The sequence below is a fragment of the Streptomyces laurentii genome, assembly GCF_040635425.1.
Lineage (GTDB): Bacteria > Actinomycetota > Actinomycetes > Streptomycetales > Streptomycetaceae > Streptomyces > Streptomyces laurentii.
On record NZ_JBEYHT010000039.1, the window covers coordinates 32,626 to 59,041 of the forward strand.

Genomic DNA, 26,416 nt, shown 5'->3' on the forward strand with positions numbered 1-26,416 from the left:
GGGGCGTGAAGAAGGGGGCGTGACGGAGATCACCGACGTCACACCTCCGTTACACCTGGGTCGGACGTGTGTGCGGCGCCCCGTGACCACCCGGTAGCGTGAGCCGACGGTTCCGTAGGTAGGCGGACGCACACACAGTCCATTGGTAGGAGTCCCGGTGACGCACAGCGGACAGGGGCCGGAGCAGCAGTATCCGGCCGCTCAGCCCCTCCCCCCTGAGGTGACCCCTGGTGGCCCCTCGGACGCCCAGTCGACGCAGTACCTGCCGCCGATACCGGGCGCGGGGGCGCCGCCGCAGCCCGGTTACGGCTATCCGCATCCGCACGCCGCCCAGGCGCCGCAGCCCGGCGTCCCGCAGCACGGCGCGCCGCAGCCCGGATACGGCTATCCGCACCCGGCCGCCCCCGCGGACGCGCAGGCCACCCAGTACATCAGCCCCGTCCCCGGCGCCCCGGCCCCCGGCGCGGACAGCCAGGCCACGCAGTACCTGCCGCCGGTCCCGCCCGCGGGGGCGGACAACCAGGCGACGCAGTACCTCGCGCCCGTGCCCCAGCAGGGCCCGCCGCCGGGACACCCGCAGGGCCCGCCCCCCGGCGCCGTACCGCCGCCGCACGGGCAGCAGGAGCGGCCGCCGCTCGCCGACTTCGACAACCTGTTCCGCAACGACGCCCCGCAGCAGGCCCCGCAGCAGGCCCCGCAGCCGCAGCCGGGGTACGGCTATCCGCACCCCCAGGCCGCCCCGCAGCAGCCCCAGCAGCAGCACGGGTACGGCTACCCGCACCCGCAGGCGGCCCCGCCGCAGCAGCAACAGCCGTACGGCGGCTACCAGGACGCGTACCAGGACCCCCACTACGCGGAGCCCGAACCGCCCCGCCGCAAGGCGCCGGTGAAGCTGATCGCGGCCGTCGTCGCGGGCTGCGCCGTGGTCGGTCTCGGCGCGGGCGCGCTGCTCAGCGGGGGCGGCGACGACAAGAAGAACGTCGCGGGCAAGGGTGACCAGAACGTGGCCGCCAGTTCGCCCGTGCCGCCCACCGGCCCCGGGCAGGCGCCGGCGCCCGAGGCGACCGTCGACCCGGTGAAGACCCAGGCCGCGGCCCTCGACAAGCTGCTCGCGGACAGCAACAGCAGCCGTGACGCGGTGATCCGTTCGGTCGAGCTGATCAAGAAGTGCGACAACCTCGACCAGGCCGCGGCCGACCTGCGCGCCGCGGCCGCGCAGCGGCGCGGTCTCATCACCCGGCTCAAGACGCTGTCCGTGGACAAGATCCCGAACAACGCCGCGCTCACCGACTCCCTCACCCGGGCCTGGCAGGCGTCGGCCTCCGCCGACGACTACTACGCGGCGTGGGCGGTCCAGGCGAAGACCAACCACAAGGTCTGCAAGGGCGGTCACGTCAGGCCCACCAGCCAGTCCAAGGCGGGCGACCGGAAGAGCGGCGAGGCCACCGCCGCCAAGAAGCAGGCGTCCGGGCTCTGGAACCCGACCGCCGACAAGTACCAGCTGTCGCGGCGCGAGTGGTCCCAGCTCTGAGCCGGCCGACGGCGCCGGTGACCTCGCCGGCGCCGGTCCGCGTCGACGGGGTGCGCAACCTCCGTGACGCGGGCGGCGTCGGCGCGCTGCCGCCGGGGACGCTCTTCCGTTCCGGCGCGCTGCACGCCCTCGCGCCGGACGGGGCACGGCAGTTGGCGGCCCTCGGCATCCGTACGGTCGTGGACCTGCGCAGCCGGCCCGAGGCCGCCGAACGGCCGGACGCCCTGCACGGCGTGGGGATCGCGCACGCGCACGTGCCGGTGTTCGCGGAACGGGGCTGGCCCGCGGGGCAGCCCGAGCTGTACGAGGCGATGGCCGGGCGGGCGGGCCACGCCACGCTGGCCGTCCTGCGGCGGCTGACCGCCGAGGGCGCCGAGGACGGCGGGCCGGTGCTCGTGCACTGCGCCTCCGGGAAGGACCGGACCGGGGTCGTGGTCGCCGCCGTGCGGAGCCTGTTCGGCGCGTCCGAGGCGGAGGTCACCGCGGACTTCGTACGGTCGAACGCCGAACTGGGACTCTCCGCCGCGCCGTTGACGTCCGAAGCGATGCCCGGCCACAACACCCTGCCGGTCGCGCCCGCGCATCTGCTCGCCGCGCTGCGGTGGATCCGCGCGCACCACGGCTCGCTGCCCGCCTGGCTGCGGGCGCACGGCGCGACGGAGCGCGAGCTGGCGGCGCTGCCGCCCACCGCCGTCTGACTGCTTCCTGACCGGCGTCCGACCGGTGTCCGCCCGGCGTCAGGAGGCGCTGGACAGGACCGTCTTGCCGACATCGACGAAGCCCGGCCGCTGGGCGACGAGCCGGCCCTGCCGGACCACCTGGAACGTCACCGCGCGGTTGACGATCCGGGGGAAGCCCGGGGCGCCGAGGAGGTCGTCGTATCGCCAGCGCAGCGGGGGCGTCAGACCACCGGTGTCGATCTTCGCGCCCTGGTCGAGCGCGTGCGACAGCTGGTACGCGGTGACCCGGTCCTCGCCGAGCGACTCGACGAGCCGGCGCAGCACGGTGTACGCGATCCAGGTCGTCTGCACGCCCGCGTCGGTCGGGTCGACGCGGTTGTCGGCGAAGGCGTTCTCCTTGATCACCTTTCGCATGGGCTGCCACGCCGGGTCGTCGGCCTGCGGGTACCAGCCGGTGACGTACGCGCCCTCGAACGGGCCCTTCGCGCCGCCGGTGCGGTCGATCAGCGGCTGGTCGACGCTGCCGAGGACGGAGGAGATCCGCGGTCCGTTCTTCTCCTCGCCGGTGCCGGTGCCGGTGCCGGTGCCGGTGCCGGTGATGCCGCCGGCCGTGTCCTGTTCGGCGGGCAGGCGGCGGTACGAGTCGAAGAAGACCTGGGTGCGCTCGCCGAGGACGGCGGTGACGCAGCCGTCCGCGCCGCCCGCGCGGGTACGGGCCCGGGTGGCCTCCCGGGTGTACGTGTCGGCGTCCTCGGTCGCCGGGATGTCGGCCGCGCCGTCGTGGCCGGTCCGGCGCAGCCCGGAGTTCAGCAGGTCGGGCAGCCGGTCGCCGGCGATGGTGTCGGGGCGGACCAGGGAGACCCCGCGGCAGGACGCGGCGAGCTGGGCGCCGTGGCCGGCGACGAGGGCGGCCACCCCGCCGTTGACCGGGTAGGACAGCGGGCTGGTGAACTCGTCCTCCGAGATCCCGTAGCCGCCGATGTAGGGGATGCCGGCCGCCTCCAGCGGTGCGATGAAGGCGTCGCCGTTCTGGCTGTACGAGCCGACGACGGCGACGGCGCCCTCGTGGACGGCCCGCCGGGCGCAGTCGGATGCTCCGGCGCTGGTGTTCTGCTCGTTGCAGGTGAGGACACGCAGTTCGTGTCCGTCGATGCCGCCGTTGGCGTTGACCCAACGGGCATATGCCTGAGCCATGGCGGGCATGCCGGGCATATTCGTGGCGCGTGTACGGTCCGGGGCCCAGGTCATGACGGTGACGGGCTCCTTGGAGCCGCCCGCCATCACGGGGAGAACGCCACAGCCGCTGAGCAGCGTTGCCGCTGTCGCCATCGTTGTGGCATATGCGAGAAGTGAGGTGAGACGCCTGCCGGTCATGGACACGCACCATTCCTCCCGATGCGTAACACCGGAGTGAGCTCGCCCCAACGGAGGGTGACGGCAGGGTGAATTGCGAGACTCGGCGGCGGGCCTGTCGGCGGAGGAACGTACGATCGAACGGTGTCCAGCTCCCCCTCCCCTTCCGAGAACCCTTCCCGTCGCGGCCGTCGCTCCTCCACCATGGGCGGCATGCCGCTCAACGACATGCCGTGGTGGCGCTGGCGCGTGAACGTGCGCTCGGCGCTGCACATGCTTTCGGATCCGGGGTTCCACGAGACGACCTGGCGCACCGGCCAGGAGGGGTACGGCGACGTCACCGACGCCGTCTACCGCCTGGTGGAGGACACCTGGCTGGACAACTGGTCCGCGGAGAAATACGTGGGAGCGATCTTCCGCGACTCCGGCGAGGCCTCCCTCGTCGACCTCGTCGTGCTGCGCGTCCTGCGGATCATGCACCAGGTCGGCGCGGACGCCCCGGTCTCCGCGTTCCTCGACCACCACGAGTGGCCGGAGGCCGTGCGGGCCGCTCGCGAGGCACACGTACGGATGGCTTCCGCGGACGGCGAGGACCCGGACGTGCCGCCGCACCCGCTGGACGTGATCCGCATCATGACGCGGGCGGCGTAAGGCCGACGGGGCGCCCGCCCGGGCCCCGTGGCCGTTTCGACGGCCGTCCGGAGGTTGCCCGACGTCCGTCCGTCCCGCATCCGGCCGCCATCCGGCCGCCATCCGACCGCCGTCCGTCTGACGGACGGCGCGGCGGCCGGGCGGGCCGTCTGTGGCAGGCTGGGCCAATGACCGACCAGTACGTCCTCACCCTCTCCTGCCCCGACAAGCAGGGCATCGTGCACGCCGTGTCGAGCTATCTCTTCATCACCGGCTGCAACATCGAGGACAGTCAGCAGTTCGGAGACCGGGACACCGGTCTTTTCTTCATGCGGGTCCACTTCTCGGCCGAGGCGCCGGTGAACGTGGACAAGCTGCGGGCGAGCTTCACCGCCGTGGGCGACTCCTTCGCGATGGACTGGCAGATCCACCGGGCCGACGAGCGGATGCGCGTCGTGCTGATGGTGTCGAAGTTCGGCCACTGTCTGAACGATCTGCTGTTCCGGTCGCGGATCGGCGCGCTGCCGGTCGAGATCGTCGCCGTGGTGTCCAACCACACTGACTTCGCCGAACTGGTGGGCTCGTACGGGATCCCGTTCCGGCATATTCCCGTCACCAAGGAGACCAAGGACCACGCCGAGGCCGAGCTCCTCGAACTGGTGCGTACGGAGAACGTCGAACTGGTCGTCCTCGCCCGCTACATGCAGGTGCTCTCCGACGACCTGTGCAAGCAGCTGACCGGGCGGATCATCAACATCCACCACTCCTTCCTGCCGAGCTTCAAGGGCGCGAAGCCGTACCACCAGGCGCACGCCCGGGGCGTGAAGCTGATCGGCGCGACCGCGCACTACGTGACGGCCGACCTCGACGAGGGCCCGATCATCGAGCAGGAGGTGGCGCGGGTCGGCCACGAGGTCACGCCGGACCAGCTGGTGGCGACCGGCCGGGACGTGGAGTGCCAGGCGCTGGCCCGTGCCGTGAAGTGGCACGCGGAGCACCGCATCCTGCTCAACGGCCACCGCACCGTCGTCTTCGCCTGACTCCCTCGTAGGTGATGCCGCCGCCCATCGCCTCGTCGCAGGTCGCGCAGCGCACGGAGAAGCGCGGGTCGACCCGGAGGAAGGCCGCGTTCTTCAGCTCTCGGATGCCACGCGTGAGCCGTCCGCGGCCGCCTACAGCCGGCTCAGGCCGGCCGCCGCCGAGAGGACGTCGCGGATGGCCTCGCGGTCGCCGTCCTGACCGACGGCCGCCTCTTCCGGCGGTACGTGTCCGGCGAGCAGCTGGCAGAACTCGACCCCGTCCATCGCGACCTGCGCCACCGCGTGCTCGCGCGAGCCCCGGGCCGCCGGCGAGTCGAGCGCGATGAACCAGTGCCCGCCGCCCGCGCCCTCGATCTCCAGATGCAGCGAACGCCCCGGCGCGCCCGCCGCCACCAGCTCCCGGGCCGGTCCCGCGAGTCCCGACCGCCGCCGCCCGGCCAGGGCCGCCGGAAGCTGCCGCGCCGCGAGGTCGATCATGCCGTGCAGATGGGCACCGCTCGGCGGCTCGTACGGATACGCCACCGCCTCCGCGATGTCCTCCGCGTGCACCCAGCACTCGAACGCCCGCTCCAAGAGCGCGTCCCGCAGGGGCATGGCGAAGTCCCCGTAGGTGACCGTCAGGTCCGCGACCCCGCGCCCCGCGAACGACACCGTACGGATCAGGGTGTGGCTCTGGTCCCGCCACGGCTCGCGGACCGCGCGGGTCGGCGGCTGGGACGAGCGGGTCCAGTACGCCTCCGTCCGCTCGGTCGGCGACAGCTCTCCTATGCCGGGGCCGAGCGGGTCGTCCAGGCCGAGGGCCGCCATGACCAGTCCGTCGACGGCGAGGAGATGGCCGATCACCCCGGCCACCGTCGTCTTCCGGTTCACCCTCCGCTCGTGCTCGAACCAGCGCAGCCGGACCGGCGCGTGCCACTCCGCCTCGCCGATGTCCCGCAGCAGCGCGTCGAGCCGCGCGGTCTCCGCGTCGTACGGCGTCGCCCACGTGGGCACCGGGATCCGGGCCGGGCGGCGGCCCAGGCAGTTCTCCAGGACACGGGAGCGCAGCAGCGGGTCCAGGTCCAGATCGCGTTCGGCGTGCAGCAGTCCGACGGCGTCGCGCAGCCGCAGCGCCTCGTCCGCGCAGGGCGCGCACTCGGTCAGATGGGCCTCGACGGCCAGGGTCTCCGCGGGCGAGCAGGCCGACAGCGCCCAGGCCCCGAGCAGCGAGGTGAGCACCCGGTGCGGCAGCTCCGCTTCCGGTTCCGCCGCGGTCTCCGTACGGGGTTCCGGCGCCGGCTCCGCTGCCGCCGCGGCACCCGCGTCCGGCTCGCCCGTCTCGCTCGGCTCGCCCGTCTCGCTCGGCTCGCTCGGCTCGCCCGGCTCGCTTGGCTCGCCCATCCAAGGGAGGGGGTCCGCGAGCGGGGCCGGCGGCCGTGCGGCCAGGTCCGCGTGGTCGTCCGGCGACCGGCGCGGTCCCGGTATCCAGGGCGCGCGGGCGACCTCCTCGTGGTCGTCGTGTCCGGGGTTCACAGGGCCCGTCCGTAACCATGGGGACCAGGTGGCGAGGAGCCTTCCAGCGGCCGGGTGTTCGCCGTCGACAGGAGCTGGAGCCCGAGCCGCAGCCGGCGGCGCGCCTCGTCCTCGGTCACCCCGAGGTCGGCGGCGGTCTGCCGGTAGTCCCGGCGCTGGAAGTACGCGAGCTCCAGGGCCTGGCGCAGCGGGGTCGGCATGGACGTCACGATGTAGTCGGCGCGCGCCGCGACCGACGCCTGCCGCACCTTCTGCTCCAGTTCCTCCGCCGTGCCCTCGCCGCGCTCCGCGTACGCCCGGGCCTCGGTCTGCCGCAGCCGGTGCACGGCCTGCCGCTGGGTCAGCCGGGCCACCCAGGAGCGCAGGTTGCCCTGCTTGGGGTCGTAGTGGTCGGGGTTCTCCCAGACGTAGCCGAAGACCTCGCGGGTGACCTGGTCGGCGGCCTCGTCGTCGTCGAGGACGCGGTGGGCCAGGCTGTGTACCAGGCTGGCGAACTTGTCGTACAGCTCGCCGAGAGCCGCCGCCTCACCGCGCGCGAGCCGCTGCTGCATCCTGCGGTCCCAGCGCAGGGGTGTGTCCTTCGCCGCCATCCGATGCCCTCCCGACAGCGCTCCCGACCGTTGTCTCCTCCAAAGTAATGGGCCCCCGAGGCGGCGCACTCCGGTTTGTCACAAGTGCGCCCTTGACGGGGTACGGGATGGTAAGGAACGCGTCAAGCCTGGCTGCGGGGGTTTCGGACGGCTGTGAACGGGCAGCGGGAGGGGACGGGAAGGGCTGCCTCCGGTTGACCCCTGTTCAGCCCCGTTCGCCCCGTTCCGCTTCCCGCCCTCCCCACCCCGAAAGGTGCCGCTCGTGACGATCCAGGTCGACGAGGACGAGCAGGACCCGTGGACCGTGCTGCGCATTCGCGGGGAACTCGACCTCGTCACCTCCCCGCTGATCCGCAAGCGCGTGCACGCCGCAGTCGCCGGCGGCCGGCACGACGTGGTCCTCGATCTGTCCGCCGTCCGCTTCTGCGACTCCAGCGGCGTCGGCGTGCTGATCGCGGCCCGCCGCCTGATGCGCTCGTGCGGCGGCCGGCTCCGGCTGATCCTCCCGGCGCGGGGCGCCGAGGAGGGCGCGCACGTGAACCGGGTGCTGGCCGCGCTCGGGGTGCGCCGTCTGTTCGACGTGTACGCGGACGTCCCCGCCGCCGTCGAGGACGAGGCCCGCCCGCTGTCGGCCTGACCCGCGGCCCGGTCCGTACACCGACCCGCGCCCCGACCCGCGCCCCGGTCCGTACCCCGGTTCGTGCGACGCCCTCCCGCTACTCCGCCTTCTCTCCGTACCGCTCGCGCAGCCGGTATTTGAGCACCTTCCGCAGGGTGTCGTTGCGCGGCAGCGCGTCCACCACCTCCAGCTGTTCCGGCAGCTTGACGACGGCGAGGCCCGCGCCGCGCAGGAAGGCGGTGACCGCGTCCAGGGTCAGCGGTTCGGCGCCCGGCGGCTGTTCGACCACCGCGCACACCCGCTCGCCGCGCTCGGCGTCCGGCAGCCCGATCACGGCGACGTCCCCGACGCCGGGGTGCTCGTGCAGCAGGTCCTCGATCTCCTTCGCCGAGATGTTCTCGCCCTTGCGGATGATGACGTCCTTGAGACGTCCGGTGAGGACGAGATGGCCGCTCGGCGTGAGCCGGCCGAGGTCGCCGGTGCGCAGGAAGCCGTCCGCGTCGAAGGCGGCGGCCGTCTGCTCCGGGTCCAGATAGCCCTGGCACACCGCCTCGCCGCGCAGCAGTACCTCGCCCTCCTCGCCCTCTTCGCCCGCCTTTCCGGCGCCGGCGATGCGGATCTCCATGCCGGCGGGCGGGCGGCCCTCGGTCGTCGCCAGGTTCTCGGGGGTGTCGGCCGGGTCGCCCATGGTGATCATCGGGACCTCGGTCATGCCGTAGCCGTGGGTGAGCCGGCAGCCCAGCTCGCGGACCACCGCGTGGTACAGCTCGGGCGGTTTCGGCGCGCCGCCGCCGGTGAGCAGCCGCAGGCTCGGGATGACCGGCTCGTCCGGCCGCTTCCGCTGCTCGGCCAGGAACATCGCGTAGAAGGCGGTGGAGCCGCCGGCCACCGTGACGCCGTGGCGGCGGTACTCGGCGAGGGCGCCGGGAAGCGCGAAATGTTCGAACATGACAGCGGGGAAGCCGTACATCAGCAGCATCACCGTGTAGTCGGGGCCGGCGATGTGCGCGTACGGGAAGGCCATCGAGCCGACGTCGTCCGGCGTGAGGCGCAGCGCGTGCGCGAGGCAGGAGCCGCCCGCGATCAGCGAGCGGTCGGTGTGCAGCACGCCCTTGGGGTCGGAGGTGGTGCCCGAGGTCCAGTAGATCCAGCGCACGGCGGTGCCGTCGGCGGGCGCGGGCGGCGGCGGGAGGACGGCCGGGTCGCCGTCGGGGAGGCTGTCCGGCCCGTACACCTCGAGGATCCCGCGCGCGCCGAGCCGCCGGGCCATCGCCGTGTGGTCGAATCCCCGCCAGACGCCGGGGACGGCGAAGAATTCGGCGCCGGACGCGCGGAGCGCGTAGCCGACCTCCTTGTCCCGGTAGAAGGGGATGACCGGGGTCTGTACGGCGCCGAGGCGGGCGAGCGCGAAGGTGAACACCGCCGTCTCGATCCGGGTGGGCAGCTGCCAGGCGACGACCGTCCTGGCGCGCACGCCCCTGGCGTACAGGCCGGCGGCGGCGCGTTCGGCGCGGTCGCGCAGGCCGCCGAAGGTGAGGACGCGGTCGCCCTGGAGGAGGACGGGCCGGTCGGGGGTGCGGGCGGCGCGGCGTTCGACGAGTTCCCAGAGGGTGCGGGAGGCACCGAGGGCGTGCGCCGCCTCGACCGTGTCGTCCGTGCCCCCGCTGTCGGTGCCGCCGCTCTCGGACATGCCCGTACCCCCTTGCCCCGGAAGAAATCTGACGTCACGTCAGATCGGTTGTGCGGCAGAGCGTAGAGGGACGGTTCTTGTCGGTCCAGGGGTGCGGGGCTAGCCTGACCCCGGCATGAATCTGACGATCCATCAGATTCATGGGATCCATCGCCCACCCGATATCCGGCAGCCATCCCCGGAGGGGTCATGACGGAACTGCCCCGCATCATCAGCGTCGACGACCACGTGATCGAGCCCGCCCACCTCTTCGCGACCTGGCTTCCGGCGCGCTACCGCGACCGCGGGCCCCGGCCGCTCACCGCCGGCATCGGCGAACTCGCCTACGTCGGCGGCAAGTACCGGATCACCATGGACCCGGACGGGCCGCCCACCGACTGGTGGATCTACGAGGACCTCCAGTTCCCGTACAAGCGCAACATCGCCGCCGTCGGCTTCGACCGCGACGACATGACCCTGGAGGGCATCACCCGCGCGGAGATGCGCCGGGGCTGCTGGGACCCGAAGGCGCGGCTGGCCGACATGGACCTCAACCACGTCGAGGCGTCGCTGTGCTTCCCGACCTTCCCGCGCTTCTGCGGCCAGACCTTCGCGGAGGCCCAGGACAAGGAAGTGGCCCTGGCCTGCGTCCGCGCCTACAACGACTGGATGGTGGAGGAGTGGTGCGGCGACAGCGGCGGCCGGCTCATCCCGCTGTGCATCATCCCGCTCTGGGACATCGGACTCGCCGTCGCCGAGATCCGGCGCAACGCGGCCCGCGGCGTGCGCGCGGTGACCTTCTCGGAGATCCCCACCCACCTCGGGCTGCCGTCGATCCACTCCGGCTACTGGGACCCGTTCTTCGCGGTGTGCCAGGAGACCGGGACCGTCGTCAACATGCACATCGGCTCGTCGTCGCAGATGCCGGCCGCCTCCCCGGACGCCCCGCCCGCCGTCCAGGCCAGCCTCAGCTTCAACAACGCGATGGCCTCGATGATGGACTTCCTCTTCTCCGGCGTTCTCGTGCGGTTCCCGAGCCTCAAACTGGCCTACAGCGAAGGCCAGATGGGCTGGATCCCGTACGCGCTCGAACGCGCCGACGACGTGTGGGAGGAGCACCGCGCCTGGGGCGGGGTGCGCGACCTGATCCCCGAGCCGCCGTCCACGTACTACTACCGGCAGATCTTCTGCTGCTTCTTCCGCGACAAGCACGGCATCGCCTCGCTCGACGCCGTCGGCCGCGACAACGCCACCTTCGAGACCGACTACCCGCACGTCGACTCCACCTTCCCGCACACCAAGCAGGTCGCCCTCGACCATGTCCGCGGCCTCGACGACGAGACGGTCCACAAGCTGATGCGCGGCAACGCCATCCGCATGCTCGGCCTGGACCTCGTCTGATGGAGCTGGACTACTCGGCGGAGGAGGAAGAGTTCAGAGCCCGGCTGCGCCACTGGCTCGGCACCGAACTGCCCAAGCTGCCGGCCCGGCCCGACCCGCTGGACTGGCCGGCCCGGCGGGCGTACGACTGCGGCTGGCAGCGGCGGCTGTACGACGCCGGGTACGGGCACGTCCACTGGGACGGCTCGCCGACCCGGCGGCTGATCTTCCTGGAGGAGACGGAGCGGGCCGGCGCCCCGTACGTCGGCGCGGGCTTCGTCGGGCTGCTGCACGCCGGGCCCACCATCGCCGCCGAGGGCACGCCCGAGCAGCGGGAGCGCTGGCTGGAGCCGGTGCTGCGCGGCGACGCGGTGTGGTGCCAGGGCTTCAGCGAACCCGAGGCCGGCTCCGATCTCGCGTCCTTGCGCACCCGCGCGGTCCGGGACGGTGACGCGTACGTCGTCACCGGCCACAAGATCTGGACCTCGCACGCCGAGATCGCCGACTGGTGCGAACTTCTGGTCCGTACCGACCCCGACGCGCCGAAGCACCGTGGCATCAGCTGGCTCGCCATGCCCATGGACGCGCCCGGCATCACCGTCCGGCCGCTGCGCACCCTCGCCGGGACGGCCGAGTTCGCCGAGGTGTTCCTCGACGAGGTGCGGGTGCCGGTGGCGAACCGGGTCGGGGCGGAGAACGACGGCTGGCGCGTCACCCTCGTCACGCTCTCCTTCGAACGCGGCACCGCCTTCGTCGGCGAGGTCGTCGCCTGCCGCCGCGTGCTCGGCGAACTCGCCCGTACGGCACGGAAGAACGGCCGCTGGGACGACCCCGTCCTGCGCCGCCGGCTCGGCAGGCTCGGCGCCGAGTTCCAGGCCCTGTGGCGGCTGATCCAGTGGAACGTGAGCGAGGCCGCCGCCACCGGCGGGGTGCCCGGGACCGGCGGCTCCGTCTTCAAGCTGAGTTACTCGCACGCCCGCCAGGAGCTGTACGACGCGGCCGCCGCCGTCCTCGGCCCCGACGCGCTCGACCTCGGGCGGGAGTGGCCCCGGGACCGGCTGTCCTCGCTGTCGTACACGATCGCCGCCGGTACCTCGCAGATCCAGCGGAACATCGTCGCCGAGCGCGTCCTCGGCCTGCCGAAGGGGCGGTGAACGAGCCCATGGACTTCCGGCTCACCGACGACCAGCGGGCGCTGGTGCGCGGGATACGGGACCTGGTCGGGCGCCGCTTCGGGCCGGACGCGCTGCGGGCCGCCGCCGGCGCGGACGGCGCGGGGGAACTCGACCGGGGGCTGTGGCGGGAGCTGGGCGCGGCCGGGTTCTTCGCGCTGCGGCTCCCGGAGGACGCGGGCGGGGTCGGGCTCGGCCTGCCCGAGGCGGCGCTGCTCTTCGAGGAGGCGGGCCGGGCGCTGCTGCCGGGCCCGCTCGTCGCGACGCACCTGGCCGCCGGGCGGGTGCCGGGCGCCGCGGAGGGGACGGCGGTGGTCACCCGGGCCGACGGGGGCCTGGTCGAGTGGCTGGACGCGGCGGACGTGGTGCTGGGGGTGGGGGACGGGGTGACACCGCGGCCCCTCCGGTCGGTCGACCCGCTGACCCCGCTGCACCGGCTGGCATATGCCCGGCTCGATACGGGTGACGTACCCGACGCGCACGAGGCGTCCCTGCTCACCGCCGCCGAACAGCTGGGCAGCGCGGGCCGTACCACCGCCCTCGCCGTCGCCCACGCGCGCGTACGCGAGCAGTTCGGCCGGCCGATCGGCTCCTTCCAGGCCGTCAAGCAACTGTGTGCCCACATGCTCGTCCGAACTGAAGTAGCCCGCGCCGCCGTCTACGCCGCCGCCGTCACCGCCGATCCGGTCGAGATCGCGGGCGCCCGGCTGCTCGCCGACGAGGCCGCCGCGGAGTGTGCCCGCGACTGCCTCCAGGTGCACGGCGGCATGGGCTTCACCTGGGAGGCAGAGGTCCATCTGCACCTGAAGCGGGCCTGGGTACGGGCCGCCCGCGGACTCGGCGGCGCGGTGGCGGAGGAGGCGGTGGCGGAGAGCCTGGCGGCCACCCCGTAGCCGCGCGTCACGGAGCGTTCGTGCCGGATCGCGCCGGTCGGCGGGGCCGTCACGGCCTGGAGTCGACAAGGTGCTCCGGTACGCTCCGTTGGATGCGAGTGCTTGTGGGCCCGGATCACGCCGGTGCCGCCACCGAGGCGGCTCCGGATCCCGGGATGCCTGCGGTTCGCGCCCTTTCGGGGCGTTTTGTGAGCCCTCGTTCGACTCCCCGCAGCGCGCGTCGCACAGTATGGACTATGCGTACTCCTTCGCGCTGGAATATGCCCGAAGCGCTTGTTGCGGTGACTGTACGTCAACCATGCTGTCCCACAAGGGAATCACGTTCCGTTAGGTCGTCGATGACGCCGGTTCGGATGGTGTGAACGGTGCAGGTGCTTCAGGTTCAGTTGGAGGTCGGGGCGGACCCGGCGGAGGTGGGGCGGGCCCGCCGGTGGGCGCGGTCGCGGCTCGCCGGTTCGGGCATAGAGGAGGACGAGCCGCTCGCGGAGACGCTGGTGCTGCTCATCTCCGAGCTCGTGACCAACGCCGTGGTGCACACGGGCTGCCCGGCCGTGCTGCGGATGCTGTTCGGGCGGGCGGGGGTGCGGGTCGAGGTCGCCGACGCGAGCGACCGGCCGCCGGCGCCCCGGCGCGCGGACGGCGACGCGACGAACGGGCGCGGTCTGGAACTGGTCGACGGCCTCGCCGACCGGTGGGGCTGGCAGCGCGAGGGCGCGGGCAAGAGCATCTGGTGCGAGGTCGACCGGGCGGAGTCCGTCCACGACGAGGCCGGCCGGGCGGAGTCCGCGCCGGGGGTCGCCGCGCCGCGGGACGGGCAGCTGGACGGACAGCGGCCCGTGGTCCCGGCGCCGAGCGCGGGCACGGCCCGGGGGACGGGCGCTGGGCCCGTGCTGTGGCTGTCACCCGGACGGATGCGCTGTTGACGGGTGGTGGCGCATTGATCACCCTGGGGTGAGCGATTCGTCGTGCGAGGGGAGTCGAGGGGCGTGCCCCTCGGCGAGCGCGGGTCGTGACGGGTGGCGGCTCTCGTGCCGTGCTCGGGGCGCGCGCGGGCGCGCCGCCACCCGCGATCTCACCCCGCGATCTCACCCGCGATCGGTCTTTCCGCGGTCGGCCTCCCCGCGGTCTTCCCGTGATCTTTTCGCCCGGTCCGCGCGCTACAGTTCATCGCCTGGATCGCCGCCCGCCGGAGCCCGTCCGATCCGCCCGCCCCGCTCACAGCAGGGCCACCGGCGCGACCGGCGCACCCGTCCCGCCCACGAAGGGCTCGGGCGTCGCCGTCAGCAGGAACGCGTAACGCCCTTCCTGTGCACAGGTTGTGGACAACTCTTCGAGGTTCCAGTTCTGCCCCTGCAGCATGCCCATCTCGACCAGGTCGAGCGCGTGCACGGGCATCCACAGGCCGTCGATCTCCGGCGGGAAGATCTCGAAGGTGAGCGTGTCGTTGGCGACCGCCGCCACGTCCCGCGCGTGGAACCACTCGGGCGTACGGACGGACAGGCCGGGTGACGGGAACGCGTAACCGTGCCGGTCGCCGGCCAGGTACGCCCGTATCTGCCCGGTCCGGACGAGGACGAGGTCCCCGGCGCGTACCGTGACCCGCCCGAACTCCGCTGCCTCGTCGAGGTCTTCGGGGGTGACGGCGTGGTCGCCGGGCAGCCGGTCGACCCCCTTGGCCGCCGCCACGTCGAGCAGGACGCCCCGCCCGGCCACGTGCCGGACGGTGTGGATGCCGCTGAACGCGGAGCGGCCGTGGGCGGTGACGGTCGAGGCCGGGCGGCCGTTGTAGATCCGGCCCGAGTGGGACGCGTGGGTGAGGGCGTCCCAGTGGGTGCCGGCCTGCAGGCCGAGGGTCACGGCGTCGTCGCTGGTCGCGACCGTGTCCGGGCCGAAGAGTTCCTGGTTGACCTGGACCATGACGTGCAGCGGGTTGACCCGGCCGGGGATCACGCCGGTCTGCACGCCGTCCTGCCTCAGCTCCAGCGCGAGCGGGACGCGCAGGCCGGAGCGGACGGTGTCGGCGGCCTCCCGTACGGCCTCGTCGGTGATGAGGTTGAGCGTGCCGATCTCGTCGTCCTGGCCCCAGCGGCCCCAGTTGTTGACGCGTGCGGCGATCTCGTGGAACTCGGCGGGAAGTGACATCGGGCGGCTCCGGGGTCTTGTTCTCCGGTCACGGACGGGTCGTAGAATCCAGCCCACGCACGAATCTAACGGACCGTCAGAAATCGCGGGAAGGGGCCGGGCGTGGGGAACTTCTTGGCAGGCAAGGTCGTCGCCGTGACGGGCGCCGGACGGGGGATCGGCCGTGCGGTCGCCCTCGCCTGCGCGGCGCACGGGGCCAGGGTCGTCGTCAACGACTACGGGGTGTCGATCGAGGGCGGTGAGCCGACGAGCGCGGTCGCCGAGGCGGTCGTCAAGGAGATCGAGGCGGCGGGCGGCGCGGCGGTCGCCGTCGCCGACGACATCTCGACCATGGCGGGCGGGCAGCGGGTGGTCGACACCGCGCTCGCCGCGTACGGGCGGATCGACGGCGTGGTGTGCGTCGCGGGCATCCTGCGCGAACGGATGCTCTTCAACATGTCGGAGGAGGAGTGGGACCCGGTCGTCGCCACCCATCTCAAGGGCACCTTCACCGTCTTCCGCGCCGCGTCCGCCGTGATGCGCCGGCAGGGCTCGGGCACCCTCATCGGCTTCACCAGCGGCAATCACCAGGGCTCGGTCGCGCAGGCCAACTACTCGGCGGCCAAGGGCGGCATCATCTCCCTGGTCCGCAGCGCGGCCCTCGGCCTGCACAAGTACGGCGTGACGGCGAACGCGGTCGCACCGGTCGCCCGCACCCGCATGTCCGCCAACGTGCCGATGGAGCTGAAGGAGATCGGCGAGCCCGAGGACGTGGCGGCGCTCGTCGTCTATCTGCTCTCCGACCGGGCGAAGGACACCGGCGGCGAGCGGATCACCGGGCAGGTCTACACGATCGCCGGACCCAAGATCGCGGTGTGGGCGCAGCCGAGGGAGCTGCGGGCGGGGTACGCGGAGGGCGGTGCGTGGACGCCGGAGCGGATCGCGGACTTCCTGCCCGGGACGGTGGGCACGGACCCGATGCCGATGCTGCGGCAGCTGGCCGAGATGGCCCGCGCGGCGGCGGAGGGCGCGCGTCCGAACCGTACCGAAGGCGCCGGCTCCCCTCAGGGGGAGGGGGCATGAGAGGGGTCGTGTACGACGGGGCGGCGGTACGGGTCGTCGACGATCTGGAGGTACGGGAGCCGGGCGCCGGGGAGGTGGCGGTCGCGATCCGGGCCGCCGGGCTCTGCCACAGCGATCTGGCGGTGCTGGACGGCACGATCCCGTTCCCGGTGCCCGTCGTCCTCGGCCACGAGGGCGCCGGCGTCGTCGAGGCCGTCGGTCCGGGCGTCACCCATGTCGTGCCCGGCGACCATGTCGCCCTGTCCACGCTCGCCAACTGCGGGGCGTGCGCCGACTGCGACCGGGGCCGGCCGACGATGTGCCGGAAGGCGATCGGGCGGCCGGGCCGGCCGTTCAGCCGGGCCGGTGCTCCGCTCTTCCAGTTCGCGTCCAACTCTTCCTTCGCCGAACGCACCGTCGTCCAGGCCGTCCAGGCGGTGAGGATTCCGGCCGAGGTGCCGTTCGCCTCGGCCGCGCTGCTCGGCTGCGGCGTCCTCACCGGCGTCGGCGCCGTCCTCAACCGGGCCCGGGTCGCGCCCGGCGACACCGTCGTCGTCATCGGCTCCGGCGGCATCGGCCTCAACGTCCTCCAGGGCGCCCGGATCGCGGGCGCGACCACGATCGTCGCCGCCGACACCAACCCGGCGAAGGAGGACACGGCCCGCCGTTTCGGCGCCACCCACTTCCTGACCTCGGCCGATCCCGCCGCCGTCCGGGAGATCCTGCCCACCGGCGCCGACCACGTCTTCGAGTGCGTGGGCCACACCGGACTCGTCCGTACCGCCGTCGACCTGCTCGACCGGCACGGCCAGGCGGTGCTGCTCGGGATGACCGCGCCCACCGCCGAGGCGACGTTCGCGCCCGCCGCGATGTTCCTAGACAAGGCCATCCTGGGCTGCCGTTACGGCTCCTCGCGGCCCCAGAAGGACATCGCGCTGTACGCCGAGCTGTACCGCGCCGGGCGGCTGCTGCTCGACGAACTCGTCACCGCCACCTACCCGGTGGAAGAATTCGCCCGGGCCGCGGCCGACGCCGAGGCGGGGAAGGTGGCGCGCGGCGTGCTCGTTTTCTGACGTGCGCGGCGGAAGGCGGCTCCCTTACGGTCGCACGCATGTCCTATCGCGAACTCGCCACCCGCCCCGTCCTGTCCTGGTCCGCCGTCGTGGTCGCCTCGCGGCTGCCCGTCGCCATGGCGCCGCTGGCGCTGGTCTTCCTGGTCCGCGAGCGGCCCGGCGGCTACACCCTGGGCGCGGTGCTGGCCGCCGTGTACGTGATCGGCGAGATCATCGCCGCGCCCGTCCTCGGCCTGCGGATGAACCCAGGCCGGGCCCGCCCCCAGCTGGTGGCCGGACTCGCGGCCGGCGCGGCCGGGTTCGCCGGGCTCGGGCTGCTGGGCGGCGACGGGCATCCGGTGCTGCTCGGCGGCTGCGCGTTCCTCGCGGGCGCGGGCCCGGCCGCCGTGCCCGGCGGGCTGCGCGCCCTGCTCACCAGCCTGGTCCCGGAGGGGGCCGTCACCCAGGCGATGAGCATGGAGTCGGTGCTGACCTTCGCGATCTGGGCCGCCGCCCCGGCGCTGGTCACCGGCCTCGCGCTCGGCACCGACCCCGCCGTACCGCTGCTGCTCCAGGGGGTGTTGCAGGCCCTCGCCGTCGCCGGGATGTGGCTGCTGCCGCCCGGCTGGCAGAACGATTCCGAGGACGGGAAGAAGGGGGCGGGAGCCGGTGCTTCCCTGGGCCGGCTGCTCGCCCGCGCCTGGCCCGTCTACGTCACCGGCGCGGCCGGCCTCACCCTGCTCGCGCTCGCCGAACTGATCCTGCCCGCCCTGCTCGAACAGCGCGCCGTCGCGATCGGCTGGGCCGGGCCGCTGCTCGCCGGGTTCTCCCTCGGCTCGGCGGTCGGCGCCTTCCTCTACGGCCTGCGCGGCTCCTGGCCCGGCCGGCTGCCGGTCCAGGCCGCCGTGCTGACCCTCGCGGTCGCGGCGGGCGTCGCGCTCGTCGCCGTCCTGCCGTGGACGGCCGCGATGGCGGCCGGCCTGGTCGCCGCGGGACTCCTCCAGGCCCCGGCCATGCTGACCCGCAACCTCGCCCTGCGCGAGGCCCTGCCGCCCGAGGCCGTCGCCGCCGGGTACTCGGTGATGTACGCGGCCGTCGGCGCCGGGTACGCCGCGAGCGGCACCCTCGCCGGCGGTCTCCTCAAGGTCGTCGCCCCCTCGACCGCGATCCTCTGCGGCGTCGTTCTGACGGTGACCCTGGCGGCCGTCGGCTTCTGGGGCGAGCGCCGGATAGCGGGCGCTCGGGCGGTGGAGGAGGGCCCGCGGGTGGTGAAGGAGGGCGTGTGAGCGGCGGTCAGCCGGCGCGGCGGGCGGTGTCCGCGCTGCTCGCCGCACTCGGTCCACCCGGTCCGGCCAGTCCACCTGCCCCGCCTGGTCCGCCGGGGACGCGGAAGGTGCGGCGGTACGCGCGCGGGGTCACGCCGATGGCCGTCTGAAGGTGGGTGCGCAGGGACTGGGCGGTGCCGAAGCCGGCGTCCCGGGCGATCTGGTCGATCGGCAGGTCGGTGGATTCGAGCAGGTGGCGGGCCCGTTCCACGCGCTGCTGGGTGAGCCACTGGCCGGGGCTGAGGCCGACCTCCTCGCGGAACCGGCGGGTGAAGGTCCGGACGCTCATCGCCTCCCGCGCCGCCAGATCCCGCAGCTGCAGCGGTTCGCCGAGGCGGGCCAGCGCCCAGGCGCGGGCCGCGGCCGTGCCGGTGCTGCCGGGCTCGGGCAGCGGGCGCTCGATGTACTGGGCCTGGCCGCCGTCGCGGTGCGGCGGGACGACGGTGCCGCGGGCCACCCGGTTGGCGACGGCCGCGCCGTGGTCACGGCGTACGAGATGCAGACAGAGGTCGATTCCGGCGGCCACGCCGGCGGAGGTGAGCACGTCGCCGTCGTCGACGAACAGGACGTCGGCGTCGACCCGTATCCGCGGGAAGAGTCGCTGGAAGTGGTCGGCGAGGGCCCAGTGGGTGGTGGCCGGGCGGCCGTCGAGCAGGCCGGCGGCGGCGAGCACGAAGCTGCCGTTGCAGATGGACACGAGGCGGGTGCCGGGTCTGATGTGGGCGAGGGCGGCGGCGAGTTCGCCGGTGAGCGTGCCCTCCTCGTACACCGGCCCCAGCTCGTAGGAGGCGGGGATGACGACCGTGTCGGCGGTGGCGAGGATCTCCGGGCCGTGATCGACGTGGACGGCGAAGTCGGCGTCGGTCTCGACCGGTCCGGCGGCGGCCACGCCGCAGGTGAGGGTCTCGTACAGCGGGCGCCCGCGCGGCCCCTCGGCGTCCTTCGCGCGGCCGAAGATCCGGTGCGGGATGCCCAGCTCGAGGGGCAGCAGACCGGGCAGGGCGAGGACGACGACACGGTGCGGGCGCATGGCGGACGGCTCCGTAATTCAGTGGTGGTCCAGACCACACGCTGGTACGTGTGTCTGTTCGTGACGGACAACACGTACCAGTCTGAGGCCGCCGGGCCACTGCCCGCCCCGGCCGACCCGCTCAGAGCCCCCGCGGAGGCGGCTCCCGACTCTTCCGCCGACGGAACGGGGGAGGCCGGGCCGCCGGCCGCGAAGGTCTCCCTGTGGGGCCGGAACTTCCGGCTCTTCTTCGTCGCCCGAGCAGTCGCCGTCTTCGGCGAGGGCATGGTCCCGGTCGCCTTCGCCGCCGCGCTGACCGGCGCCGGCTACCCGGACGCCTCCGTCGGCTACACCCTCGGCGCCTGGACGGCCGCCTTCGCGCTCTTCGTCCTCTTCGGCGGGGTCCTCGCCGACCGGTTCACCGCCCGCCGGATGATGATCATCGCCGATCTGCTCCGGCTGCCCGGCGCCGCCGTGCTCGCCGTCTCCTTCAGCACCGGCAGCCCGCCGCTGTGGTCCGTCTACGCGCTCTCCGCGCTCAGCGGCGTCGGCGCGGCCCTCTTCCAGCCAGGCGTCGCCTCCACCATCCCGCGCATCGCCCCCGACGTGCAGCGCGCCAACGCCGTCATCCGGGTCGTCGAGGCGCTGATGGTGATGGCGGGCCCGGCCGCCGCCGGCCTGCTCGTCGCGCTGTCCGGAGCGGGAGCGGTGTTCGCCGTCAATGGCGCCTGCTTCGCGGTCAGCGCGGTCTGCTTCACCCTCATGCGCCTGCCGTCCGTGCCCGCCGACGAGGTGCGCCGCGCATCCCTCGGCCGTGAACTCGTCGGCGGCTGGCGGGAGTTCCGGTCCCGCAGCTGGCTGTGGGGGGTCATCGCGATCTGGACGGTGCACGGCCTGATGGTCGGCGGCCCGATGGTCCCGCTGACCGCGACGCTCGTGACCGGGGACCACGGCTCGACGACGTACGGCATCCTCATGACCGTCCAGGGCGCGGGCAGCGCGATCGGCGGCATGCTCGCGGTCCGGCTGCGTCCCCAACGGCCCCTCGCCTCCGGCGCGTTGGCGCTGCTCGGCCTGCCGGTGTTCCTGGTGCTGCTCGGTACGGGCGCCCCGGTGCCGCTGCTGTACGCGGGCGCGCTGATCGAGGGCGCCGCGTTCGCCTTCTGGCTGGTGATGTGGTCGACCACGGTGCAGACGCACGTACCGCAGGACGCGCTGAACCGGATGCACGCGTACGACGTCGCCGGCTCGCTGCTCATGATGGGCGCCGGGCGCACCCTGTCCGGGCCGGTGGCCGCCGAGGTCGGTACGGAGCGGGTGCTGCTCGCCGGGTCCGGGGTCGCGTTGCTCGTGGTGGCGGCGCTGCTGCTGGTACGGCCGATCCGGACGCTGCGACGGGTGGGCTGAACACCGGCCGCTTGTGGGAAACCCTGGCCCGATCCTTTGGAAAGCTGTCGTCCGGGCCAGTGGTTCGCGGGGGAGCCGGACCGGATGCTGAGGGGCGTGACCCAGACAACCCCGTCCTCCTCGTCCTTCCGTCCCCCCGACCCGGGCTCCGGCTCGGGTTCCGGACCGGTTTCCGATCCCGGCTCCGGCACCGGCATCGGCCCCGACTCCGGTCCCGGCCCCGTCCGCTTCGCCCGCGTGCACCGCGCGTGGTTCGTCGCGGCCGTCACCTTCGTCACGATCATCGGCGCGGCGGCGTTCGCCTCCCTCCCCGGGCTCCTGATCGAGCCGCTGCATGAGGAGTTCCGCTGGTCACGTGGCACGATCGGGCTCGCGGTGTCGGTGAACCTCGCGCTGTACGGCCTGACGGCGCCGTTCGCCGCCGCGCTCATGGACCGGTTCGGCATCCGCAAGGTCGTGGCGCTGGCCCTGACCGTGATCGCGCTCGGCTCGCTGCTCACCGTGTGGATGACGGCGGCCTGGCAGCTCGTCCTCTTCTGGGGCGTCCTCGTCGGCCTCGGCAGCGGCTCGATGGCGCTCGCCTTCGCCGCGACCGTCACCAACCGCTGGTTCGTCGCCCGGCGCGGCCTCGTCACCGGCATCCTCACGGCCGCGGGCGCGTCCGGCCAGCTGGTCTTCCTGCCCCTGCTGTCCTGGCTGGTCGAGCACCACGGCTGGCGGCCCGCCGCGATCACCGTCGCGCTCGCCGCGCTCGCCGTCGTCCCGTTCGTCTGGCTGCTGCTGCGCGACCATCCGGCGGACTTCGGACTCGCCCCGTACGGCGGCGAGTTCGTACCGAAGCCCGCACCCGTCCCCGGTGCCGCGCGCCGCGCCGTCACCGTCCTGTTCCGGGCGGCCCGCACCGGCCCGTTCTGGCTGCTCGCCGGCTCCTTCGCGATCTGCGGCGCCTCGACGAACGGCCTGGTCAAGACCCACTTCGTACCCGCCGCCCACGACCACGGCATGCCGGTGACGGCCGCCGCCGGACTGCTCGCGGTCATCGGCGTCTTCGACGTCGTCGGCACGATCGCCTCCGGCTGGTTCACCGACCGCTTCGAGGCCCGCCGGCTGCTCGCCGTCTACTACGCGCTGCGCGGCGTCTCGCTGCTCTTCCTGCCGATGCTGCTCGCGCCGTCCGTCCAGCCGCCGATGCTGTTCTTCATCGTCTTCTACGGCCTCGACTGGGTCGCGACCGTCCCGCCCACGATCGCGCTGTGCCGCGAGCACTACGGCGCCGACAGCGCCATCGTCTTCGGCTGGGTCCTCGCCTCCCACCAGGTCGGCGCGGGCGTCGTCGCCTTCGCGGGCGGCCTGGCGCGCGACACCTTCGGCTCGTACGACGTCGTCTGGTACGCCTCCGGCGCGCTGTGCGCGGTGGCGGCCCTGATGGCCCTGGTCATCCGCCGCCGGGGCAAGGACTCGGTGGAGCTGCCGGCGGTGTAGCGGGACCCCGGTGGTGCGATCCCGTTCCGCAGGAGGCATGATGCGGGGCGGGAGGGGAATTGAATGCGTTCAGAACATCAGGAAGAGGTACTGGTAGGAGAGTTCGGGCCCGGACAGACGTGGGTGGGGGTGCGCCATCGGGTGGGGGCGATCCTCGTGGCGACGATCTCCGTGGTGATGGTCGAGGCGGTGGTCGGTTCGATCCTGCTGATCCTGGTGAGGCAGGCCGGGGAACAGCCGGACTCGATCGTCGAATTCGGCTTTCTCGAAGCCGTGTTGGTGGCGGGCTTCAGCGTGCTCGCCGGGACGGTCCTGCTCACCGGCCCGGCCGTGTTGGCGGCGTGTCTGGTGACGCCGCTGGTCGTGCTCGCGGGCTGGGCGGGCCGCCGGATCGGTGGCCGTGAGTCCTGGTGGTGGGTTCCGGCGGTGACGGCCGTCGTCCTTCTTCCGCTCCTCGGCGGGGCGTTGGCGCTGGGAGCCGGTCTTCCGTTGGCGTCGGCGGTGTGGTTCGCGGCCACGGTCGCGGTCGTGATCCCGGCGCTCGTCGTCCGTCGTCTGCTGCTTTCGGGCCGCCCGCGTCTGACGGGCGGCGCGATGTTCCTCCGGTTGGCGGTGGGAGGGCCGCTCGCCGTCATCGTCACCGCCGTGCTCGGTGGCCTCGGTTTGTGGGGCGGGCTGTTGTACGAGCCGCCGGAGCTGACGCGGGCCGGGGCGCGGTGTGTGGGACCAGACGGTGAAGACGACCGTCGAGGGCTGTTTCGGTCTCGGCCCGTGGGAGGTGATCGGGACGGAGGAGCACCCGAAGCTGTTCGTCTACATCGGCGGTGAGGGTTCCCGGGTTCCCGAGAACCTCTACACCCTGGAACGTGCCACCACCTCGCCGTGACGCCGGCCCGCCCGGTCCGGAGTCCGCGGGCGGGACAGCGGAGGGGGCGGAGAAGTGGAATCTCAGCCGGCTGCGCGGTCCAGGGGCTCGAAGCCGACGTTCAGGCGCATGCCGAGCGCCGCCGCCAAGCGTTCGAGCATGGGGAGAGTGGGCATGGTCCCACCCGCCTCGAACCGGGCGACTGCCGGCTGCTGAAGTCCGGACAGTCGGGCCAGGTGGCTCTGTGTCATTCCCAGTTCCTCCCGCCGCTCTCGCACGGCGCGCCCCAGTTCGTATCGGACGTGAGCGGCTTCGTAGGCGGCGGCGGTCTCGGGATCGCGCAGGGCGTCCTCCCGAAGCTCGGCCCAGTTCGCACGGCTGGTCATCGAGTCACCCCTCGTCGATGGTGTGTTTCTGTACGACGCAGCGGGCCCAGGCCCGGACGGCACGCTCGATCTCCTCCGGCTCTCGCTGTCGCGTCTTCCGGAAGGCGGTCAGAAGGATGATTCGTCGTGCTGGAGCAATCCAGTACGTGCGACGCTTCCCCGTGACATAACGCAGACGTTATAGCCAGCTTATCTCGCCCGGATGCGGACTGCCGAGGACTACTCGAAAGGGTGAGGGGCGGGGCCGCCCCCGGCGGGAGGGCGGGGCCGGAGGATCGTGACGAAAACGGGGGTGAGGTCGATGAAGACCGAGACGAAGGCGATGACCGGGCCGGGCTTCCGGCGGATGCTGCTGGTCGCGATGCTTGTCCTGTTTCTGGAGGCGGTGCTGGCGATTGTTCTGATCGCGCTGTTCGGGGACGTACGGGAGACGGGGCCGGCGCCCGGGTCCGGGGCGGAGGCGGAGGTGGACACCGGCGGCGGAGGTTTCGGCATCGTCCTCGGCCTCGTGCTGATGCCGGTCCTTCTGGGGCTGATCGCGGCCCCGCCGGCCGCCGGGGCGGCGGCTCTGGTGGTCCCGGCGGTGCTGCTCGGCGACCGGCTCGCGGGCCGTGTCGGTGGGCCGGCGGTCGGCTGGCAGTTGCTGTACACGGCGGCGGGGGCCGGTCTGGTGAACGGGGTGTTCGAGATCTGGCCGTTCAGGGGCTGGTGGGGGTGGCTCGCGGCGTGGGCGGGTCTGTTCGTCGCGGCGCTGGTCACCTGGCGCACGCGGCCCGGCCGGCGCTACCCGGTGCTGGTGTTCCTGTGGGGCCTGGCCGTCATCGTCGCGGTCCTCGCCGGCGGCCTCATCGGGGGGTGAAGCGCCCGAACCGGCCCCGGTGGAACAGCAGCGGCTCGGCCGGGGTCTCGCCGACGGCCCCGGTGTCGTCCTCCGCCGTGCCGAGGGCCGCGATCCGGCCGACCACGATCAGATGGTCGCCGCCCGTGTGGACGGCGTTGATCGCGCAGTCGACCCAGGCCGGGGCCTCCGGCAGTCGCGGCGAACCGGTCGCCGAGGCCGGCTCCCAGGCCACGCCCGCGAACTTGTCGGCGCCGCTCACCGCGAACGCCCGGCAGAGTCCGCCCTGTTCGGCACCGAGCACGTTCACGCAGAAGCGCCCGGCGCGCGCGATGCGCGGCCAGGTCGTCGACGTACGCGCCACCATGAACACCACCAGCGGCGGATCCAGCGACAGCGACGCGAACGACTGGCAGGCGAAGCCCGTCGGCCCGTCCTCGTCCAGCGCCGTCACGATCGTGACCCCGCTCGCGAAGTGCCCGAGTACGCGCCGGATTTCGGCGCCGCCCACCACCGGGGCCCGCTCGCCGTCCCGTACGGCCCGCAGCGCGGGGCGCCGGTGGCGCGGCGGTGCTTCGGCGGCCGTGGGTGCCCCGGCCGCCCTGAGGTATCGGACGGCGGTGGCCGCCATCCCCGCGTGTCCCATCACATCGTCCATTGAAACTGACGACACGTCAGATGACCAGGGGTGTGCGGCGTCGCCCGTTTCCGGCCCTGTGGCCTGCGGTCACGCGCGCCCCGCTCGTCCCCCTCCGTCCCCTGCGTGACATGCTCACGCGGCGCCGTCAGGTCGACGGCGCGGGGGAGGGGCACCGAATGACGAACGATCCGATCGCGGCCTACGCGGCCCGGCTGCGCGCGGAGCGGAACGATCCGGAACGGGCGGAGCGCCTGCGGGACGACCGGCGAAGGCGGCGGCGCGGGATCGCCGTGATCGCGGCGGGCGGGGTGCTGGCGCTCGGCGGGCTCGGGTTCTGGCTGGCGACCGTGACCGACGGGGAGCGGCCGGCGAATGAGCCGTTCGCGCCGGGCACGCTGGAGGAGGCGATGTGGCCGGAGGAATGGCCGGTCACCATCCGCATGCCGTACCGGAGTTCGCCCGCAGCGCGGTGGAAGAGCGGCGCCGAGGACATGGTGCCGCCCTCGGCCAGGCCGGTCGGCCGGCTCACCGGGCCGGAGGTGGAGGCGGGTCTGGAGGCCGTGCGCGGGTTCCTGGAGGAGGCCAATTTCTCGGGGGACACGCTGGAGGGGGAGGGCACGGAAGGGGCGCTGGAACTGCTCGCCCCGGGCGACCCGGCCCGGAGCCTCCTTGAGGACCTGCCGGGGCGCGGTGCCGAGGGGAGGGATCCGCTGCGGCTGGTCACCCGGTTCGACCCGGAGGAGGTGTACGTCGCCGAGGAGCCCCGGGTCCAGGGGAGCATGACCTACGAGGCGACGCCCGAGGGGGAGTTGCTGGTGCACGCCGACTACACGATCGTCTACGCGGTGGTGATGGTCGAGGGCGGCTGGGAGGTCGCTGGGAGGGAGGAGGCCACCCGGGTGGTCGTCCGGCGGGTGCTCGACACGGTCGTACGGGACGGGAAGCTCGCGCCCCGTACGTACACCAGCCTCATCGCCAACGACGACTGCACCGCTCCCGACGACGGCTTCGTCCACCCGCTCTTCTCCCGGGAACTGGCCGAGAAGAAGAATTGGAAGAAGGTCGACCCGTACGCGGCCGGCAGCCGGCCCGACGCCGCCATGCTCGGCGCCTGCCTGATGCCGACCCGCACCTGAGGGGCCTGAGTCGCCTCGGCGCGG

At 73.4% G+C, this 26,416-nt stretch carries 25 protein-coding genes; 17 read left to right on the plus strand and 8 right to left on the minus strand.

Annotated features, from left to right (window positions below):
- Positions 1–157 precede the first annotated feature (157 nt).
- On the plus strand, positions 158–1,531 hold the full coding sequence (locus ABZ693_RS22935) for a hypothetical protein (RefSeq protein ID WP_359880251.1): 1,374 nt from the start codon (positions 158–160) through the stop codon (positions 1,529–1,531).
- Between the two features lie 17 nt (positions 1,532–1,548).
- On the plus strand, positions 1,549–2,229 hold the full coding sequence (locus ABZ693_RS22940; RefSeq protein ID WP_359880254.1) for a tyrosine-protein phosphatase: 681 nt from the start codon (positions 1,549–1,551) through the stop codon (positions 2,227–2,229).
- Positions 2,230–2,268: 39 nt separating this feature from the next.
- Here the strand turns inward: ABZ693_RS22940 and ABZ693_RS22945 are convergent, their stop codons facing one another.
- Complete coding sequence (locus ABZ693_RS22945; protein WP_435842509.1) at positions 2,269–3,585, minus strand: ABC transporter substrate-binding protein; 1,317 nt, start codon at positions 3,583–3,585, stop codon at positions 2,269–2,271.
- 183 nt (positions 3,586–3,768) lie between these two features.
- On the opposite strand from ABZ693_RS22945, the gene ABZ693_RS22950 reads away from it, so the two are divergent.
- A complete protein-coding gene (locus tag ABZ693_RS22950; protein WP_359880354.1) occupies positions 3,769–4,215 on the plus strand; it encodes an SCO4402 family protein in 447 nt (148 codons plus the stop codon).
- A 167-nt stretch (positions 4,216–4,382) separates the two neighbouring features.
- On the plus strand, positions 4,383–5,234 hold the full coding sequence (gene purU, locus ABZ693_RS22955) for a formyltetrahydrofolate deformylase (RefSeq protein WP_359880258.1): 852 nt from the start codon (positions 4,383–4,385) through the stop codon (positions 5,232–5,234).
- Positions 5,235–5,366: 132 nt separating this feature from the next.
- On the opposite strand, the gene ABZ693_RS22960 is transcribed toward purU, so the two are convergent.
- Positions 5,367–6,746, minus strand: coding sequence for a zf-HC2 domain-containing protein (locus tag ABZ693_RS22960; RefSeq protein WP_435842510.1), 1,380 nt, complete (start codon positions 6,744–6,746; stop codon positions 5,367–5,369).
- Complete coding sequence (locus ABZ693_RS22965) at positions 6,743–7,336, minus strand: sigma-70 family RNA polymerase sigma factor (RefSeq protein ID WP_359880264.1); 594 nt, start codon at positions 7,334–7,336, stop codon at positions 6,743–6,745. The genes ABZ693_RS22960 and ABZ693_RS22965 overlap by 4 nt, the downstream gene beginning before the upstream one ends.
- 262 nt (positions 7,337–7,598) lie before the next feature.
- Between ABZ693_RS22965 and ABZ693_RS22970 the strand changes: the two genes are divergently transcribed.
- A complete protein-coding gene (locus ABZ693_RS22970) occupies positions 7,599–7,973 on the plus strand; it encodes an STAS domain-containing protein (RefSeq protein WP_359880267.1) in 375 nt (124 codons plus the stop codon).
- Positions 7,974–8,052: 79 nt separating this feature from the next.
- Here the strand turns inward: ABZ693_RS22970 and ABZ693_RS22975 are convergent, their stop codons facing one another.
- Positions 8,053–9,645 (minus strand): class I adenylate-forming enzyme family protein, encoded by a 1,593-nt coding sequence (locus ABZ693_RS22975; RefSeq protein ID WP_359880270.1) that lies wholly within the window; start codon positions 9,643–9,645, stop codon positions 8,053–8,055.
- Positions 9,646–9,834: 189 nt separating this feature from the next.
- On the opposite strand from ABZ693_RS22975, the gene ABZ693_RS22980 reads away from it, so the two are divergent.
- The 4 genes from ABZ693_RS22980 (at position 9,835) to ABZ693_RS22995 (ending at position 13,992) form a co-directional block, all read left to right on the plus strand.
- The gene (locus ABZ693_RS22980; RefSeq protein ID WP_359880273.1) at positions 9,835–11,025 is read left to right on the plus strand and encodes an amidohydrolase family protein; all 1,191 of its coding nucleotides are present in this window, start codon (positions 9,835–9,837) and stop codon (positions 11,023–11,025) included.
- Positions 11,025–12,158: an acyl-CoA dehydrogenase family protein gene (locus ABZ693_RS22985; RefSeq protein WP_359880274.1), complete on the plus strand. Its 1,134-nt coding sequence runs from the start codon at positions 11,025–11,027 to the stop codon at positions 12,156–12,158. The genes ABZ693_RS22980 and ABZ693_RS22985 overlap by 1 nt, the downstream gene beginning before the upstream one ends.
- Before the next feature lie 8 nt (positions 12,159–12,166).
- Positions 12,167–13,069, plus strand: a complete 903-nt coding sequence (locus tag ABZ693_RS22990) for an acyl-CoA dehydrogenase family protein (protein WP_359880357.1) — start codon at positions 12,167–12,169, stop codon at positions 13,067–13,069.
- A gap of 365 nt (positions 13,070–13,434) precedes the next feature.
- Complete coding sequence (locus ABZ693_RS22995; protein WP_359880276.1) at positions 13,435–13,992, plus strand: ATP-binding protein; 558 nt, start codon at positions 13,435–13,437, stop codon at positions 13,990–13,992.
- A gap of 292 nt (positions 13,993–14,284) precedes the next feature.
- Here the strand turns inward: ABZ693_RS22995 and ABZ693_RS23000 are convergent, their stop codons facing one another.
- Entirely contained in the window at positions 14,285–15,211 is a 927-nt protein-coding gene (locus ABZ693_RS23000; RefSeq protein ID WP_359880279.1) for a cyclase family protein, read from the minus strand.
- A 102-nt stretch (positions 15,212–15,313) separates the two neighbouring features.
- Here ABZ693_RS23000 and ABZ693_RS23005 point away from each other — a divergent pair, with 102 nt between their 5' ends.
- The 3 genes from ABZ693_RS23005 to ABZ693_RS23015 are packed head-to-tail and all read left to right on the plus strand — an operon-like array spanning position 15,314 to position 18,590.
- The gene (locus tag ABZ693_RS23005) at positions 15,314–16,273 is read left to right on the plus strand and encodes an SDR family NAD(P)-dependent oxidoreductase (RefSeq protein WP_359880280.1); all 960 of its coding nucleotides are present in this window, start codon (positions 15,314–15,316) and stop codon (positions 16,271–16,273) included.
- Positions 16,270–17,325: an alcohol dehydrogenase catalytic domain-containing protein gene (locus tag ABZ693_RS23010; RefSeq protein ID WP_359880283.1), complete on the plus strand. Its 1,056-nt coding sequence runs from the start codon at positions 16,270–16,272 to the stop codon at positions 17,323–17,325. The genes ABZ693_RS23005 and ABZ693_RS23010 overlap by 4 nt, the downstream gene beginning before the upstream one ends.
- A 38-nt stretch (positions 17,326–17,363) precedes the next feature.
- Positions 17,364–18,590 (plus strand): MFS transporter, encoded by a 1,227-nt coding sequence (locus tag ABZ693_RS23015; protein WP_359880285.1) that lies wholly within the window; start codon positions 17,364–17,366, stop codon positions 18,588–18,590.
- Positions 18,591–18,597: 7 nt separating this feature from the next.
- On the opposite strand, the gene ABZ693_RS23020 is transcribed toward ABZ693_RS23015, so the two are convergent.
- Positions 18,598–19,659: a GlxA family transcriptional regulator gene (locus tag ABZ693_RS23020; protein ID WP_359880288.1), complete on the minus strand. Its 1,062-nt coding sequence runs from the start codon at positions 19,657–19,659 to the stop codon at positions 18,598–18,600.
- Between the two features lie 24 nt (positions 19,660–19,683).
- Here ABZ693_RS23020 and ABZ693_RS23025 point away from each other — a divergent pair, with 24 nt between their 5' ends.
- The 3 genes from ABZ693_RS23025 to ABZ693_RS23035 all read left to right on the plus strand — a co-directional run bounded on the left by ABZ693_RS23025 (position 19,684) and on the right by ABZ693_RS23035 (position 23,355).
- A complete protein-coding gene (locus tag ABZ693_RS23025) occupies positions 19,684–21,045 on the plus strand; it encodes an MFS transporter (RefSeq protein WP_359880290.1) in 1,362 nt (453 codons plus the stop codon).
- Positions 21,046–21,141: 96 nt separating this feature from the next.
- Entirely contained in the window at positions 21,142–22,527 is a 1,386-nt protein-coding gene (locus ABZ693_RS23030; RefSeq protein WP_435842511.1) for an MFS transporter, read from the plus strand.
- Between the two features lie 63 nt (positions 22,528–22,590).
- Positions 22,591–23,355, plus strand: coding sequence for a hypothetical protein (locus ABZ693_RS23035; protein ID WP_359880296.1), 765 nt, complete (start codon positions 22,591–22,593; stop codon positions 23,353–23,355).
- 120 nt (positions 23,356–23,475) lie between these two features.
- Here the strand turns inward: ABZ693_RS23035 and ABZ693_RS23040 are convergent, their stop codons facing one another.
- Positions 23,476–23,778: a helix-turn-helix domain-containing protein gene (locus ABZ693_RS23040; RefSeq protein ID WP_359880299.1), complete on the minus strand. Its 303-nt coding sequence runs from the start codon at positions 23,776–23,778 to the stop codon at positions 23,476–23,478.
- A 301-nt stretch (positions 23,779–24,079) separates the two neighbouring features.
- On the opposite strand from ABZ693_RS23040, the gene ABZ693_RS23045 reads away from it, so the two are divergent.
- A complete protein-coding gene (locus tag ABZ693_RS23045; RefSeq protein WP_359880301.1) occupies positions 24,080–24,637 on the plus strand; it encodes a hypothetical protein in 558 nt (185 codons plus the stop codon).
- Here the strand turns inward: ABZ693_RS23045 and ABZ693_RS23050 are convergent.
- On the minus strand, positions 24,624–25,247 hold the full coding sequence (locus ABZ693_RS23050) for a flavin reductase family protein (RefSeq protein ID WP_359880359.1): 624 nt from the start codon (positions 25,245–25,247) through the stop codon (positions 24,624–24,626). The genes ABZ693_RS23045 and ABZ693_RS23050 overlap by 14 nt on opposite strands.
- Positions 25,248–25,432: 185 nt before the next feature.
- Between ABZ693_RS23050 and ABZ693_RS23055 the strand changes: the two genes are divergently transcribed.
- Complete coding sequence (locus ABZ693_RS23055; RefSeq protein ID WP_359880304.1) at positions 25,433–26,392, plus strand: hypothetical protein; 960 nt, start codon at positions 25,433–25,435, stop codon at positions 26,390–26,392.
- Positions 26,393–26,416 lie beyond the last annotated feature (24 nt).

Coding starts and splice junctions, on each gene's coding strand:
- ABZ693_RS23040 (WP_359880299.1), bottom strand. CDS start 23,778: ATGACCAGCCGTGCGAACTGGGCCGAGCTTCGGGAGGACGCCCTGCGC.
- ABZ693_RS22945 (WP_435842509.1), bottom strand. CDS start 3,585: ATGACCGGCAGGCGTCTCACCTCACTTCTCGCATATGCCACAACGATG.
- ABZ693_RS22965 (WP_359880264.1), bottom strand. CDS start 7,336: ATGGCGGCGAAGGACACACCCCTGCGCTGGGACCGCAGGATGCAGCAG.
- ABZ693_RS23000 (WP_359880279.1), bottom strand. CDS start 15,211: ATGTCACTTCCCGCCGAGTTCCACGAGATCGCCGCACGCGTCAACAAC.
- ABZ693_RS22985 (WP_359880274.1), top strand. CDS start 11,025: ATGGAGCTGGACTACTCGGCGGAGGAGGAAGAGTTCAGAGCCCGGCTG.
- ABZ693_RS22980 (WP_359880273.1), top strand. CDS start 9,835: ATGACGGAACTGCCCCGCATCATCAGCGTCGACGACCACGTGATCGAG.
- ABZ693_RS23020 (WP_359880288.1), bottom strand. CDS start 19,659: ATGCGCCCGCACCGTGTCGTCGTCCTCGCCCTGCCCGGTCTGCTGCCC.
- ABZ693_RS23050 (WP_359880359.1), bottom strand. CDS start 25,247: ATGGCGGCCACCGCCGTCCGATACCTCAGGGCGGCCGGGGCACCCACG.
- ABZ693_RS22975 (WP_359880270.1), bottom strand. CDS start 9,645: ATGTCCGAGAGCGGCGGCACCGACAGCGGGGGCACGGACGACACGGTC.
- ABZ693_RS23055 (WP_359880304.1), top strand. CDS start 25,433: ATGACGAACGATCCGATCGCGGCCTACGCGGCCCGGCTGCGCGCGGAG.
- ABZ693_RS23010 (WP_359880283.1), top strand. CDS start 16,270: ATGAGAGGGGTCGTGTACGACGGGGCGGCGGTACGGGTCGTCGACGAT.
- purU (WP_359880258.1), top strand. CDS start 4,383: ATGACCGACCAGTACGTCCTCACCCTCTCCTGCCCCGACAAGCAGGGC.
- ABZ693_RS22990 (WP_359880357.1), top strand. CDS start 12,167: ATGGACTTCCGGCTCACCGACGACCAGCGGGCGCTGGTGCGCGGGATA.
- ABZ693_RS23035 (WP_359880296.1), top strand. CDS start 22,591: ATGCGTTCAGAACATCAGGAAGAGGTACTGGTAGGAGAGTTCGGGCCC.
- ABZ693_RS22950 (WP_359880354.1), top strand. CDS start 3,769: ATGGGCGGCATGCCGCTCAACGACATGCCGTGGTGGCGCTGGCGCGTG.
- ABZ693_RS23015 (WP_359880285.1), top strand. CDS start 17,364: ATGTCCTATCGCGAACTCGCCACCCGCCCCGTCCTGTCCTGGTCCGCC.
- ABZ693_RS23045 (WP_359880301.1), top strand. CDS start 24,080: ATGAAGACCGAGACGAAGGCGATGACCGGGCCGGGCTTCCGGCGGATG.